13 protein-coding genes and 3 pseudogenes are annotated in these 14,319 nt (G+C 59.4%); 6 read left to right on the forward strand and 10 right to left on the reverse strand.

The annotated features are described in order from the left end of the window. Positions 1-75: 75 nt before the first annotated feature. The 4 genes and pseudogenes from P6U16_RS11840 (at position 76) to P6U16_RS11855 (ending at position 2,160) form a co-directional block, all read left to right on the forward strand. Complete coding sequence (locus P6U16_RS11840; RefSeq protein WP_277703830.1) at positions 76-429, forward strand: (2Fe-2S)-binding protein; 354 nt, start codon at positions 76-78, stop codon at positions 427-429. Next, complete coding sequence (bfr, locus tag P6U16_RS11845; protein WP_277700762.1) at positions 395-886, forward strand: bacterioferritin; 492 nt, start codon at positions 395-397, stop codon at positions 884-886. Before P6U16_RS11840 ends, bfr begins: the two co-directional genes overlap by 35 nt. Before the next feature lie 178 nt (positions 887-1,064). Further along, the gene (locus P6U16_RS11850; RefSeq protein WP_277700763.1) at positions 1,065-1,577 is read left to right on the forward strand and encodes a hypothetical protein; all 513 of its coding nucleotides are present in this window, start codon (positions 1,065-1,067) and stop codon (positions 1,575-1,577) included. A 113-nt stretch (positions 1,578-1,690) separates the two neighbouring features. Then, a pseudogene (locus P6U16_RS11855) lies at positions 1,691-2,160 on the forward strand (ferritin-like domain-containing protein). Between the two features lie 70 nt (positions 2,161-2,230). Here P6U16_RS11855 and P6U16_RS11860 read toward each other — a convergent pair. The 10 genes and pseudogenes from P6U16_RS11860 to obgE form a co-directional block, all read right to left on the reverse strand. After that, positions 2,231-2,758, reverse strand: coding sequence for an RNA pyrophosphohydrolase (locus tag P6U16_RS11860; protein ID WP_277700764.1), 528 nt, complete (start codon positions 2,756-2,758; stop codon positions 2,231-2,233). A gap of 62 nt (positions 2,759-2,820) precedes the next feature. Continuing rightward, positions 2,821-4,038: a divergent polysaccharide deacetylase family protein gene (locus P6U16_RS11865; RefSeq protein ID WP_277700765.1), complete on the reverse strand. Its 1,218-nt coding sequence runs from the start codon at positions 4,036-4,038 to the stop codon at positions 2,821-2,823. A gap of 142 nt (positions 4,039-4,180) precedes the next feature. Then, positions 4,181-5,503 carry a S41 family peptidase gene (locus P6U16_RS11870; RefSeq protein ID WP_277700766.1) on the reverse strand — a complete coding sequence of 441 codons (1,323 nt, stop codon included), beginning with the start codon at positions 5,501-5,503 and terminating at the stop codon, positions 4,181-4,183. Next, positions 5,493-6,817: pseudogene (locus P6U16_RS11875) on the reverse strand (murein hydrolase activator EnvC). The gene P6U16_RS11870 and the pseudogene P6U16_RS11875 overlap by 11 nt, the downstream one beginning before the upstream one ends. A 254-nt stretch (positions 6,818-7,071) precedes the next feature. Continuing rightward, on the reverse strand, positions 7,072-7,554 hold the full coding sequence (rlmH, locus tag P6U16_RS11880) for a 23S rRNA (pseudouridine(1915)-N(3))-methyltransferase RlmH (protein ID WP_277700767.1): 483 nt from the start codon (positions 7,552-7,554) through the stop codon (positions 7,072-7,074). A gap of 157 nt (positions 7,555-7,711) precedes the next feature. After that, on the reverse strand, positions 7,712-8,197 hold the full coding sequence (rsfS, locus tag P6U16_RS11885) for a ribosome silencing factor (protein ID WP_277703831.1): 486 nt from the start codon (positions 8,195-8,197) through the stop codon (positions 7,712-7,714). A gap of 48 nt (positions 8,198-8,245) precedes the next feature. Then, on the reverse strand, positions 8,246-8,851 hold the full coding sequence (locus P6U16_RS11890) for a nicotinate-nucleotide adenylyltransferase (RefSeq protein ID WP_277703832.1): 606 nt from the start codon (positions 8,849-8,851) through the stop codon (positions 8,246-8,248). Between the two features lie 15 nt (positions 8,852-8,866). Further along, positions 8,867-10,150: a glutamate-5-semialdehyde dehydrogenase gene (locus tag P6U16_RS11895; protein ID WP_277700768.1), complete on the reverse strand. Its 1,284-nt coding sequence runs from the start codon at positions 10,148-10,150 to the stop codon at positions 8,867-8,869. Then, complete coding sequence (proB, locus tag P6U16_RS11900; protein ID WP_277700769.1) at positions 10,143-11,315, reverse strand: glutamate 5-kinase; 1,173 nt, start codon at positions 11,313-11,315, stop codon at positions 10,143-10,145. Before proB ends, P6U16_RS11895 begins: the two co-directional genes overlap by 8 nt. Position 11,316: 1 nt before the next feature. Beyond that, positions 11,317-12,339 (reverse strand): GTPase ObgE, encoded by a 1,023-nt coding sequence (gene obgE / locus P6U16_RS11905; RefSeq protein WP_277700770.1) that lies wholly within the window; start codon positions 12,337-12,339, stop codon positions 11,317-11,319. A 401-nt stretch (positions 12,340-12,740) separates the two neighbouring features. Here obgE and P6U16_RS11910 point away from each other — a divergent pair. Both P6U16_RS11910 and P6U16_RS11920 read left to right on the forward strand, forming a co-directional pair. Next, a pseudogene (locus tag P6U16_RS11910) lies at positions 12,741-13,412 on the forward strand (GntR family transcriptional regulator); the annotation flags it as partial. Between the two features lie 100 nt (positions 13,413-13,512). Next, positions 13,513-14,298, forward strand: coding sequence for a transporter substrate-binding domain-containing protein (locus P6U16_RS11920; RefSeq protein ID WP_277700771.1), 786 nt, complete (start codon positions 13,513-13,515; stop codon positions 14,296-14,298). Positions 14,299-14,319: the final 21 nt, after the last annotated feature.

Genomic DNA, 14,319 nt, shown 5'->3' on the forward strand with positions numbered 1-14,319 from the left:
TTTAGAATGACTCAAAAATACAGCGAAAAGTCCTCGCGCTATTTTTTCTTGACAGGAAATATCCGCTTTGGCTTTATGAAAACAATTCAGTGCTTTGCGTATGATGGGCAAGACAAGATGCTGGTTTGCAGTTGCAATTTCATCAGTGAAAAGGAAATCGAGGACACCATCATCGGTCTTCTCGATGAGGACTGCTGGCAGCTGATCGTGCCCGCCAAGGTCTATCATGCAATGGAAAAACGCGGCCGCTGCTGCGGCTGTTTTCCCAATGTCATCGACATCATCATACGCACCACAGAGCGATATCATGCCGGTCGCCCCTCGACGGATGGCGATATATTTGATTTCATGAGCCGCCTCAAACACTTCCATGAAGAAAACAGGAGAGCGGATCTTGAAAGGCGACACAAAAGTCATCGAGCAGCTTAACGAAGCGCTCTATCTCGAACTCGGTGCGGTCAACCAGTACTGGCTCCACTATCGCCTGCTGGACGATTGGGGTTATTCACTTCTCGCCAAGAAGGAGCGAGCAGAATCGATCGAGGAAATGCAGCACGCCGATAAGATCATCGAGCGTATCATTTTCCTCGAAGGTCATCCCAATCTGCAGACCGTTGGCCCGTTGCGTATCGGGCAAAATGTCAAAGAAGTCTTGGAAGCCGATCTTGCGGGCGAATATGACGCCCGTACGGCCTACAAAAACTCCCGCGACATCTGTCATAACGCTGGCGATTACGTCACCATGAAGCTGTTTGAACAGTTGCTTATGGATGAGGAGGGCCACATCGACTTCCTTGAGACACAGCTTGAATTGCTGAACACGATTGGTGCCGAAAAATACGGTCAACTCAACGCGTCACCGGCGAACGAAGCCGAAGGCGACTGAGATAACACCTGGAATCGTGATAAAAAACCGCCGGTCATGCCGGCGGTTTCTTTTGCGTTTTACGATTGCTTACCCAATTTGAAGATGTTTCTCTTCGTGACTTTGATCACCGAGATCCCGCGCTTGACATGGACAACCCACCCGGCAATTTAGAATCTGTGTCAGCAGAGGAATCAAGATGAAGGCAATTCTTGCGGGGTTTTTGGCTGTCTTTATCTGTGCTGAAGCCTCAGCCGCGGAATTCTTTGACCACAATGGTTCGCTGATGCTCGTTGACTACGATACCGGCACCATTTCCTATCATGAGGTCAAGCCGTCGATACGGAAGATTGTCTCTCCCGGCGCCATCGTCTTTTCCGGAACGGTCGTCCGCGGAAAGTTCGCGCAAGGTACTGCTTACACGTTCAGAAAAGGCTGTCCTTCCGCACCCTACGACGTGTCGGGACGGTACGACCCGCAATTGCCCGGATATATTCTATCGGGCGCGGCGCCTCACCGTCCAAAGTCGGGCTGCGGGATCATCAGCTATGAGATAGACAATCCCAATGCCCGCCTCGTCTTCGTCGATCGTTCGAAGGATGCCCGAAGATCCACGCCTTCTGCCGCAGCAGATGACGATAAGGGTTTCGACGAAAAAACGTCCTCCAGCGGGATCGCACCCAAACCTCATCTACCCACGGCGACACCCTGATGGCGACCTGATCTTCAGCAAGCCGACTCAACACATCGCCATCCAGCAGACTCCAACGCAGGAACGAACAAGGCGTCCACACGTTCTCCGGTGTCATTAAACAGGAGAATTTCATGGAAACGCTGGCCGAATTGTTTGAGCATACGCTCAAGGACGTCTATTACGCCGAAAATGCCATTGCCAAGGCTCTGCCGAAGGTCTCAAAAGCCGCGAAGAACGCCGAATTGAAAAAGCCGTCGATCATCACCTTGAGGAAACCAAAGGCCAGATTAAGACCCTCGACAAGGTTTTCAAGACGCTCGGTATCAAACCGGAAGCAGTTAAATGCGATGCCACCGACGGCCTGATTAAGGAAACCGAAGGGCTGATTGAAGAAGGCAAGGGCGTCGCACTGGATGCAGGCCTGCTGGCCGCATGCCAAGCGGTGGAGCACTACGAGATTGCGCGTTATGGCTCGCTGCGCGAATGGGCGAAGGTGCTCGGCAATGAAGAGGCCCATGTGCTGCTGAGCGAGATCTTGGACCAGGAGAAAGCCGCCAACAGCAAGCTGACCAACCTCGCCGTGACGGCGATCAACAAGTAAATCATCATCCATGGGTCGGCGGATTTTCCACGAATTTCCGCCGATTCAGCCTGCTACGGATCCCTGCCTCCTATGGCACCAGATGCTCAAAGGCAGCGACAACTTCTTCATAGACCTTGCGCTTGAAGGGCACGATCAGGCCCGCCAGTTCGCGCATCGGTTTCCACGCCCATTCGTCGAATTCCGGATCATGGCCACCAGGCGGCGGGTTGATGGCGATTTCGGTCTCCTCGCCTTCGAAGCGGAAGGCGTACCAGCGCTGGGTCTGGCCGCGATATTTGCCTTTGAGGCCGATACCGATCAGGCGCGGCGGCAGATCATAGTTGATCCAGCCGTGCGTCTCGGCGAGCAGCGAAACCGTCTGCATGCCGGTTTCCTCGTAAAGCTCGCGATAGGCGGCTTTCAGCGGATCTTCGCCCTTGTCGATGCCACCTTGGGGCATCTGCCAGAGCTGGGCAGAGCCGTCATATTCGGAATTGACAATCGGGATGCGGCGTCCGGCCCAGACGAGGCCATCGCGGTTCAGCACCATGACGCCGACGCAGGGGCGATAGGGCAGGTCTTCCGCCCTCACCGGTTTCGTCTTGTCCTTGCCCATGCGAATGCCCCTTGATAAACGGTTTGTCGCGGCGGCGCTCTGCCCCGCGACCGACCTATAGATTATTGCTGTTGCGGATCCTTGACGAGCGCCGAGACGCCGACGAATTCGATGCCGCGCGTGCCGGCCTCCTCCATCCATTGCGACACTGCGCCGACGCTTTCGTCGAATGCCGAGGCAACCCCGATGGCAGTTCCGTTCCTGCGGGCGATCCGCTCCAGTTCGTCGAGCTTGCGCAAGATGGCGATGCGTTCCAGCTGGCCATCGACCACGAGATCGGCAAAGCCGTGTGGCACGCCGATCGTGTCAGCCAGCGTGCCCGTCAGAGATTGGGCCGATGTGCCGTCATCGAGAAAAAGCAGGCCGCGTTTGGCAAGATCACGCATCACCGGCTCCAGAGCATCGGCATTGGAGAGAAACTGGCCGCCAAGGAAGTTCATGATGCCGGTGTAGTTGGTGATTTGTGCCAGCGAATAATGCAGTTCCTTCAGGTTCTTCTGGGCGTCAAGCCCGGTGCGCAGTGTATGCGGTCCGGGATTATTATCCGGGTAATCGAATGGCTCCATCGGAACCTGTAGAAGAATCTCATGGCCGTCGCGCCGGGCTTCCTGCATCCAGCGCTGCAAGCTGTTTCCAGTAGCAGCAAAACCGAGCGTCACTTCCTCCGGCAGATCGCGGATAGCCTTCTGCGTCCCGGTCTGGCTGAGCCCGAGGCCGCCGACGACAAGCGCAATGCGAATGCCGCGGGCACCGGACCAGGGCCGTGCATATTGATCCATCGGCCGCTCGCCGTTTGCCCCGATGATGGGCAGGCGCCCATCAGGTGTGTCGTCCAGAAGCGCGTCGTTCGGCAGCGCCGCCATACGCGGATCCTGGCCCTTCGTCCGCTCCACCTGAATCAACGCTGGTCCGTCGCCGCTGCGCTGACCGGGGCTGAACTTGGTGATGATCGAGCCGTCTTCGGTGAGCGTCTTCTCGACATTGGCCCCGGACAGTGCGCCGCTTGTCGGCAGAGGGGTTGGTTTGCTGCCGGTATCATCCGGTTTGGCACCCCCGTTCATTTGATCGGGTGTTGCCTCGGGGGTGCCTTCTGCGATTTCCTGTGGCTTTTCCGTCTGTCTGAGACCTGACGGCGCGAGCACGGCCCATGTGGAAATGCCGGCAAGCACAGCTATCCCGATCCCGGCAAGCACGCGCCCCGCTGACAGGACAGTTTTTTTGCCGGCCTGCGGTTCCGGTCTGCGGTTCTGTCCAAGGGGTCTGTTGAGATCTGTTCCCAAAAAGGGCCTCTGTCGATCGAACCTGGTTGCCTGCACCGTGCGCCATCAAGCGGCTTGTGCGGAGAATCAATTCCGCCGCCGGACGCAGGTCTGGCGGCGGAATAAGTCTGGTTTGCGTGCCGACGCCCGACACGGCCTTTCCTCAGGGCTGCAATTCAGCCTTCTGCGGGTTGGCCGGAAATGCCGGATCGCTCTTTTTGCCACGCAGGAGATCGAGCGCGTAGTTGAGCTGCAGGTCGTCCTTGGCTTCCGGGGGCACATAGGCAACCGAGCCGGAACCCTCTTCGTTTTCGCTCTGGCCTTTGATGTGACCGCGCAGGCTGGATTCGCTGGTGGTTTCCACCTTGCCGAGCAATTCCGGCGGCAGTGGCTGTTCGACCTTGATATCAGGGGTGATGCCGGTGCCCTGGATAGACTTGCCAGACGGCGTATAATAAAGCGCCGTCGTCAGGCGCAACGCGCCGGCCTCGCCCAGCGGAATAATCGTCTGGACGGACCCTTTGCCGAAGGAGCGGGTGCCGAGAACCGTCGCTCGCTTCAGGTCCTGAAGCGCACCAGCAACGATTTCGGAGGCCGATGCCGAGCCGCCATTGACCATTACGATAACCGGCTTGCCATCGACCAGATCACCTGGTGTAGCATTGAAGCGGCGGGTTTCATCGGCGTTGCGGCCGCGGGTGGAGACCACTTCGCCGCGGTCGAGGAAGGCATCCGACACGTTGATCGCCTGATCGAGCAGACCGCCCGGATTGAGGCGCAGGTCGAGCACGTAGCCCTTTAGCTTGTCGGCCGGAACCTGGGCCTTGATCTTCTCGATGCCGGCTTTCAGGTCGTCATAGGTCTTTTCGGTAAAGGAAATCACGCGCAGATAGCCGACATCGCCTTCAACACGGAATTTCACCGCGCGAACCGCGATGATGTCGCGCACGATCGTGAGCTCAATCGGCTTTTCGGCACCCTTTCGCAGGATCGTCAACTTGATCGGCGCACCGACGGCACCGCGCATCTTGTCGACGGCTTCCTCAAGCTTCAGGCCGCGGACGTCCTGTCCATCGATCTTCGAGATGAAGTCCCCGGCCAGAACGCCGGCCTTTGCGGCAGGCGTATCGTCGATCGGGCTCGTGACCTTGACGAGTTCGTCTTCCATCGTGACTTCGATACCCAGTCCGCCAAATTCGCCGCGCGTCTGGGTGCGCATGTCCTCAGCGTCACTGGAGTTCATGTAACTCGAATGCGGATCAAGCGACGAGAGCATGCCGTTAATGGCGTTCTCGATCAGCTTGTCATCCTGCGGTGGCGTCACATATTGGGCCCGAACGCGCTCGAAAACATCGCCGAAGATCGACAATTCGCGATAAGTTGAGGGATTGGCCGCGATGGCCGGGACGGTCGCGGAATAAACCACGCCCATGGCGGTTGCACCCATCAGTGCCCCGACCAGAACAAGTGAAGCCCTACGAATCATTGCGTGCCTTTCCGGTGTCTACTGCGGTCCACCATGGTCGGGAATCAACCGGCTTTCCGTCTTTTCTGAACTCAATGTAAAGTGTTGGTCGGTCCGTTTCCAGCGCCAATGCTGTGGCGCTCGCCACTCTTTTGCGCCCATCGTCGCCAAGGGTTCCCCGGCCACGACGAATTGTCCTTGCTGAACGGTGACCGCCTCCATTCCCGACAGGACGATGTGATAGCCATCGCCGGGGTTCAGAATGATCATCTGCCCATAGCTGCGGAATGTTCCTGCAAAGACGATCCAGCCATCAGCCGGTGCCGTGACCAAGGCATCCGCATTCGTTTCAAGCATCATGCCCTGCAACGCATGCCCGGTGCCATCGGCATCGCCAAACCGGCGAAGGATAGATCCCGCAGCCGGAAGAGCCAGCGTCCTTTGCAATTCAGAAAACGCATATGCGGGTGCAATGCGGTTTTTGTCGGGCACGGAATTGCGGGCAAGCTCGCGCGCTTCTTCGCGCTGTACATCGGTCATCGTCCGGCGTGCCTCTTCTTCTTCGCGGGCCGCGGCCGCTGCATCGCGAACGGAGGCGATCTCGCTTTCAAGCGAACCGATCAAGTCCTCGAGACTGACTGCTTGATTGGCCAGTTCTTCCGCCTTACGGCGCTCGGAGGCCAGTTCGTCTGCGCTCTGCTGTTTCAGCTTTTGTTTTTCCGCGATCAGCAACGTCAGTCGTTGTTCTTCCTCAAGGCTCGCCGTCATGGCGCCGGCGAGCGTATCCTTTTGCGCGGTAATGTCGCGGCGAACGCCGGAAAGCGCTTGCAGATCGGCGGCAAGGTTCTCGGTCTCGTGGCGAATGCCGGGTACGACGGCGCCGAGAAGGATGGCGCTGCGCACGGAGGAGAGCGCATCTTCCGGCGTGACGAGCAGGGCGGGTGGTGGATTGCGGCCCATACGCTGGAGTGCCGCCAGCACTTCGGCAAGAACGCCGCGACGGGCACGCAGGGAGCTATGAACAGCATCCTCCTTGCCGCGCAGGACTTCCAGTTGTTTTTCGCCATCGACGATCTGCTGTTCCAGAGCCGTGCGTTTTCCCGCCGACTCGACGATTGCGCCCCTGAGCGTCTCGCTGGTTTTTTCGAGGTCGGCAATGCTCGCCTCAAGCTGCGCCGTTTTGTCCTTTGAAAGAGTGATCGACTTCGATAGGGCTTCCAGTTCACTACGGGTGCTGTTGCGTTTCTGGGCAAGAGCGGCCGCCGGGTCGGCAAGCGGTTGGGCAGTCGTCTGGGCCGGCTGCCCCGTTCGGTCGGTGGTTGGCGTCTGGGCGATGGCGCCCGTCGCTAAAAGGGTAAACGTGGCGAAACCGGCACACAGCAAATGCCAGCCGTTTCCGGCGGGCCTTTCTACTGCAATGTGTCTGCTTGCCCCTTGTGTCATTCCGCCGATCTGCCGCCGCCCTGTTCGTCGTGAATCCTACGCTGATTTGGTCTATGCCACCACCAACCATTTGCAAGGATTGCGGCGGGTCCGTGGCAGGAATGCGCACATTTCAGTGATTGGTGGCGTCTGGCTGGTCAAACGGATCAGGCGCGATGGTAGGGGTGCCCTGAAAGTATGGTGACGGCGCGGTAAAGCTGCTCGGCGATCAGGATGCGAACGAGCTGATGCGGCCACGTCATCTTACCAAGACAAATGACGGCATCGGCTTTGCCGTGAAACTGCGGGTCGAGACCGTCGGCACCGCCGATGACCAGTGTTAGGTCGCGCTTGCCATTGTCGCGGAAGGTTCCGATCATCTTGGCGAAGGCTTCGGAATCCACGGCCTTGCCGCGTTCGTCGAGCAGGATCAACACGCCAGCGTCGGGCAGGGATTTTTCGAGCTGAGCGGCTTCCTCGCGCTTGCGGGTATCGGCGCTTGAGGCCCGACTTTCGGCAAGCTCGAGCACGCGGGATATTTCCAGCCCGATCGCGGGACCGGCCTTGGCGAAACGGTCCAGATAACGCGCCGCAAGTTCCTTCTCCGGGCCAGCCTTGAGGCGCCCGACAGCAAAAAGACCTACCCGCATCCGCTCTATCCGATCCTTCGCAAAAAGCTTGCTCTCCGGCGGGCGAACGTCGCCGCTGGCAGGTACACAATTCTATTCAGCCCCGGGAAAGGTCATCTTGTCGCCGGGTGTCTTGCATCCATTCACGACGGGAAGCCTGCCCGTCGATCGTGGTGCGTCAATGCAGCGTGCCGTCTTCCATGTCCGGCGCAGCCCACATCTTCTCGATGTTGTAGAACTCACGGATTTCGGGGCGGAACACATGGACGATAATGTCGCCACCGTCGATCAGGACCCAATCACCGGTCTCCAGGCCTTCGACACGTGCATTGCCGTATCCCTCGTCCTTCAGATCCGTCATCAGGTGATCGGCGATCGCCATGACATGCCTGCTCGACCGCCCGGAGACAACGATCATGTAGTCTCCCAGCGCCGATTTTCCGGCAATGTCGATGGTGACGATTTCTTCTGCCTTTGAGTCCTCGAGGCTTTCGAGAACCAGCTTGAGCGCACGGTCGGCTGCGTCGTCGCGGCGGTCCGGGCTCTTCGGGAAGGTGCGTGCTGCATTTCCCTTTGCGTGTACTGTTGTCAGGGTTTTTCCTTTCCAAATGACAGAACAGGCACGAGGCGATTCGACTTTTTCGGATCGACCCGCACCCTGAATGTAGTCATCAAACCCTTAAGGTTTCAAGACATGAGAAGTAAATGACAGTTATTCGGACTTGGCGCGCAGTGCCGTCGAACTGAGCGCCGAGCGCGGCCCGTGAATGAAGGTCCAGGCCGGTGCCTTCCGCAGAGCCAGCGTTCCGGCATCGTCCTCGTCGATACGGGCGTAATCGAAGGTTTTCGCCATTTTCGAGGAGAGATAGGCAAGCGTGGCACCCGGTCGGTCGATGACGGCAATCGGGAAAGTGCGCGCGATCGTCTGCCAGTTCTGCCAGCGATGGAAATCCTTGAGATTGTCGGCGCCCATGATCCAGACAAAATGAATATCCCGGTTGCGTTCGCGGATCTTCTCCAGCGTCCGGGCCGTGTAGCTCTGCCCGAGCGAAAGCTCGAAGGCCGTGACCTTGATGCGGGGGTTGTGAGCGATCCGTTCGCTGAGCGCGATGCGCTCGGCCAGCGGTGCGAGGTTGCTGCGGCTTTTCAGCGGGTTGCCCGGCGTCACCATCCACCAGAGCTGGTCCAGGTGCAGCCGCCGAAGCGCGATCTCGGCCACCAGGCCATGGCCGTCATGCGGTGGGTTGAAGGATCCGCCGAAAAGTCCGACTGTCATTCCGCTTTCGACATGCGGCATCCGGAGATAGGGCTGCTTCACGTCGTTCGTTGACACTCAGGGCCGGACCTGACCGGTGCCGCGCACCCTGTATTTGAACGATGTCAGCTGTTCGACGCCGACCGGGCCGCGGGCGTGCATCTTGCCCGTGGCAATGCCGATTTCGCCGCCCATGCCGAACTCGCCGCCATCGGCAAATTGCGTCGAGGCATTGTGCAGAAGAATGGCCGAATCGATTTCCGCGAAGAATCGCTCCGCGACCGAAGCATCCTGTGCGATCACCGCTTCCGTATGACCGGACGACCATTGTCCGATATGCTCGATGGCACCGGCAACGCCGTCGACAAGCTTTACCGACATGATGGCGTCGAGATACTCGGTCGCCCAGTCTTCCTCGGTTGCGGCGATAAGTCCGGGCACCATCGCGCGGATGTCCTCGCTGGCGCGCACCTCGCAACCGGCATCCTGTAGCGCCTTGACCAAGGGAGGAACAAGGCGATCCCGACCGGCGCGGTCGATCAACAGGGTTTCCGCTGAACCGCAGACGCCGGTGCGGCGCATCTTGGCGTTGACGACAATGGCTTTTGCCATGTCGAGATCGGCTGACCCATCGACATAGACATGGCAGAGGCCTTCGAGATGGGCGAAAACCGGCACGCGCGCCTCGTTCTGCACACGGGCAACGAGGCTTTTGCCGCCCCGCGGCACGATGACGTCGATGGCGCCGTTCAGGCCGGACAGCATGGCGCCAACGGCCATGCGATCGGCGACCGGCACCATCTGGATCGCATGCTCTGGAAGTCCGGCATCCCTCAGGCCCTGCACCAGGCAGGCATGGATAGCCTGCGATGAATACAGGCTGTCCGAGCCGCCACGAAGAATAACGGCGTTGCCGGCCTTGAGGCAGAGCGCGCCGGCATCCGCCGTGACATTGGGTCGGCTTTCATAGATCACGCCAATGACGCCGAGCGGTGTGCGCACGCGTTCGATATGCAGGCCGTTCGGCCGATCCCATTCGGCGATGATATCACCCACCGGATCCCGCAACTCGGCAATTGCACGAATGCCGTTCGCCATATCGAGGATACGGTTTTCGGTCAAAGTCAACCGGTCGAGAAACGACGCGGCGACGCCGGATTCACGGGCGTTTTCGAGGTCGATGGCATTGGCGGCGAGGATCTTGTCCCTGGACGTAACGATATTGCTGGCCATGCTGATAAGGGCCGCGTGCTTGCGCTCGGCCGATGCGGTGGCCAGCGGTCGGATGGCGGCCTTCGCCTGGCGGCCGATCGCCGCCATGATATCAAGGATTTCCTGCTTGTCCTTCACCGCCTCAAGCATTGGCCGTGTTCCTTTCCGTATCCAGGTCGCGTCGCAGCCCGGCCGCCGTCATCACCAGATCGTCCCGGTGCACCATGGCGGCGCGCCCAGCGTAACCGAGGATAGCGGCGATCTCCGCCGATTTCTTGCCCGTGATCTGGCGGGCTTCGTCGGCATCATAGCCGGCGAGCCCTCGGGCGATTTCACGGCCTTCGATACCGATGATGGCGATTGTGTCGCCGCGGCTGAAACTGCCCCTCACATCGTTTACGCCAGCCGGAAGCAGGCTTTTGCCGGATCGCAACGCATTTTCCGCACCGGCATCAATGGCAAGGCTGCCGGCAGGAAGAAGCTGCCCGGCGATCCAGGTCTTGCGCGCGGTAACTGGTGAGCCGGATGGCGCAAACCAGGAAGAACGCGCACCGTTTTCGATGGCAGACAAGGGATGGTCCGGCTTGCCGGAAGCAATGATCATAGCGCAGCCGGCGCCGGTCGCGATCTTGCCGGCATCGATCTTGGTGCGCATGCCGCCGCGCGACAGCTCGGAAGCGGCGCCACCCGCCATGGCCTCGATCGCCGGGGTGATTTCCGCGATCGTGTCGAGAAACTGTGCATTGGGGTCCAGATGTGGCGGAGCCGTGTAGAGACCGTCGATATCGGAAAGCAGGACGAGCAGGTCCGCGCCGGTCATCGTCGCGACGCGTGCTGCAAGCCGGTCATTGTCGCCATAGCGGATTTCGGTTGTCGCGACCGTGTCGTTTTCGTTGATAATCGGCACGGCGCCAAGCTTGAGCAATTGGTTGATCGTTGCCCGGGCATTCAGATAGCGGCGGCGCTCTTCGGTATCGCCCAGCGTCAAAAGGATCTGGCCAGCAACGATGTCGTCGGTCGACAGGCTTTCCGACCAGGCGCGGGCCAGCGCGATCTGGCCGATGGCCGCCGCCGCCTGGCTTTCTTCCAGCTTCAGCGCGCCGGACGGAAGATCAAGCACCGATCGCCCGAGCGCGATGGCGCCCGATGAGACCACGAGAATATCAATGCCCTTGGCCCGAAGTGCTGCGATATCGGCGCACATGGCATTCAGCCAGGCACCCTTCAGCCCGGTCCTGCGATCGACAAGCAGGGCCGAGCCGATCTTGATCACAATCCGGCGGTATTTTTCCAGCGGTTTGCGCGTCTTCGTCATGTCAGTCGTCGTCTTCCGCTATGTCGCCGGCCGTCTGTGCCCGCACGATAATGTCGCGCAGGGCGCGCAGCGCATCCGTCATGCCGACACCGACGATGGCGGAAAGCTGCATCGGCGTCTGGCCGCAGGCCTTGGCCAGCGCCTTGGTCTTCTTCTTCAGCTCGGCGGGGTCGAGAATATCGATCTGCGAGAGGGCGACGATCTCTGGCTTGCCGGTCAGTTCGCCGCCATAGGCCTCCAGTTCGTGCTTGACCGTCTTGTAGGCCTTGGCAACGTCTTCTTCCTGGGCGGACACAAGATGCAGCAACACCCGGGTGCGCTCGACATGGCCGAGGAACCGGTCGCCAAGGCCGATGCCGTCATGGGCGCCTTCGATCAGGCCGGGAATATCGGCCAGAATGAACTCGCGTCCATCGATCGTCGCCACGCCGAGGTTCGGATGCAGCGTCGTGAACGGATAGTTGGCGATCTTCGGACGTGCACGGGTGACCGTGGCGAGGAAGGTCGATTTACCGGCATTCGGCAGCCCGACGAGGCCGGCATCGGCAATCAGCTTGAGCCGAAGCCAGATGGTCTTTTCCTCGCCCTCCAGGCCGGGATTGGCCCAGTTTGGCGCCTGGTTGGTCGCCGACTTGAAATGGGTGTTGCCGAAGCCGCCATTGCCGCCGGCAGCAAGCCGAAAGCGCTGGCCCTCGGTAATCATATCAACGATCAGCGTTTCCGCGTCTTCCTCGAAGATCTGCGTGCCCACGGGCACTTTCAGCGTCACGTCGGCGCCGCCGGCACCGGTGCGGTTGCGCCCCATGCCATGGATGCCGGTACCGCCCTTGAAATGCTGCTGGAAGCGGAAATCGATCAGGGTGTTCAGTCCGTTGACCGCTTCCACCCAGACATCGCCGCCGCGACCGCCGTCACCGCCATCAGGACCGCCGAATTCGATGAATTTCTCGCGCCGGAACGACACGGCGCCGGCGCCGCCATCGCCCGAGCGGATATAGACTTTTGTTTCGTCGAGAAATTTCATCTTGGTCACCTGTTGGGCTTTTTGCCCGTCACAATCGCCGCCATCGATATAGGCGGTTATTCATGAGGTCAAAGAATATCGTCAAATTTTTGAGCTGTAACGTGCAGTATGCCGCGGTTAAAAGTTGGGATCGATACATCGGCCGTCATTCTTTCCGGCAGGACGGAGGATGCGCCTGTTCGGGCCAGGGCGACAAAGACCCTTGGCCGCTTCGCTTCGAAAGCGCAGATGGTTCTCGAGCGCTCCGTTGATCCTTCAGGCTGCGGTTGCATCCAAGGTGCCAGCGCCTAAGAAACAATCAAGGCTTGCATCAATGGACAGATATTAAGCAGTGAACATGCCTTCTCATTTGAAGAGTCTGAATTTTCTGATCTGGCACAGGTCTTGCTTTCCATTCTTGTATGCAAGACAGCCAGACACAGATCACACTACAATCGACCATCGAGGAGGCCATTGTTTCCGGCATCCTCAGCGCACGGATACGTCCGGGTACCCGGTTGAGCGAAAACCAGCTGGCCGGCCTGTTCGGCGTGTCGCGGACACGGGTACGCGAAGCGATGATGCGGCTCGAAACGCGCTGCATCGTTCACGTCAGCCCAAGGCGTGGCTGGTTTGTCGTCGAGCCCTCCGCGGAGGAGGCGATCATGGTCTATGGCGCGCGACGCGCTATAGAATCCGGCCTCCTGCGTGGCATGCGGGTCTTGAGCGATGCTGGTCGGGCGGCCATCCGCAATCATCTTGAGGAGGAAAAGGCGGCCATGGCCGCCGGCGACCGACAACGCCTGACCTGCTTGATGGGTGATTTTCATATCCGCATCGCCGAACTTGCCAAAAATCCTGTGCTGACGGAGATCCTACGCGACCTCACCGCACGCACCATCCTCATATCGATGCTCTACCAGTCGGATTTTCACGCCCTGCAGTCGCATCTCGGTCACTGCCGCATCGCCGATGCGATGGAGGCCGGGAATTTCGAGAGGGCTGCAGAACTGTCCATCGAGCATCTCGACGAAGTGGAGATGGGCCTCGATCTGACGAGGCGCCCGGACCCGCTCTCCGAACTTCGCGATTCCTTTCGCTTCCACCCAAGACCGTTTCGTCGCCTTCCGCCGGAACAGTCATCCAGAGTAACCCCAAAAGCAATTCTGCCTACTCAAAAGGAGAATAACCCGAATGTTTGCCAAAAACTTCTTGATCGCCGCTGCCGTCCTTGCCGGTACGCTAGGACTTTCGACTGTGTCGCATGCCGATGCCCTCAGCGATATTACAGCCCGGGGCACGATCCGCGTGGCGGTACCACAGGATTTCCCGCCATTCGGAAGTGTCGGAACCGACATGGCGCCGATGGGCTACGATATCGATATGGCCAACCTGATCGCCGAAAAGCTCGGTGTAAAGGCTGAACTCGTGCCTGTTACCAGCGCCAACCGTATTCCCTATCTCCAGACGAACAAGGTCGATCTGGTTATTTCCAGCCTCGGCAAGAATGCTGAACGGGAAGCCGTCATCGACTTCACGACAGCCTACGCGCCGTTCTTCAACGGTGTTTTCGCGCCCGCCGATGTTGCCGTTGCCAAGGTCGAAGACCTGTCCGGCAAGGTGGTCGGCGTGACCCGCGGTGCCGTCGAGGATCTTGAGCTGACCAAGATCGCACCGGCCGATCTGACCATCAAGCGCTACGAGGACAATAACGGCACGATTTCGGCTTTCCTGTCGGGACAGGTCGAATTGGTCGCCACCGGCAACGTCGTTGCCGCGGCTATTCTTGCGAAAAACCCACCCAAGCGTCCGGAACTGAAGTTCCTGATCAAGAACTCACCCTGCTATATCGGCCTTAACAAGAGCGAGCCGGCCTTGCTGGAAAAGGTCAATGCGATCATCGCGACAGCCAAGACCGACGGCACGATGAATGTGATCGCCCAGAAATGGCTGGGAAGCGACGTTCCTGCCGATCTCTGATCGGCTTCTGCAGCGACCTGC

Source organism: Rhizobium sp. 32-5/1 (assembly GCF_029537235.1).
Taxonomy (GTDB): domain Bacteria; phylum Pseudomonadota; class Alphaproteobacteria; order Rhizobiales; family Rhizobiaceae; genus Pararhizobium.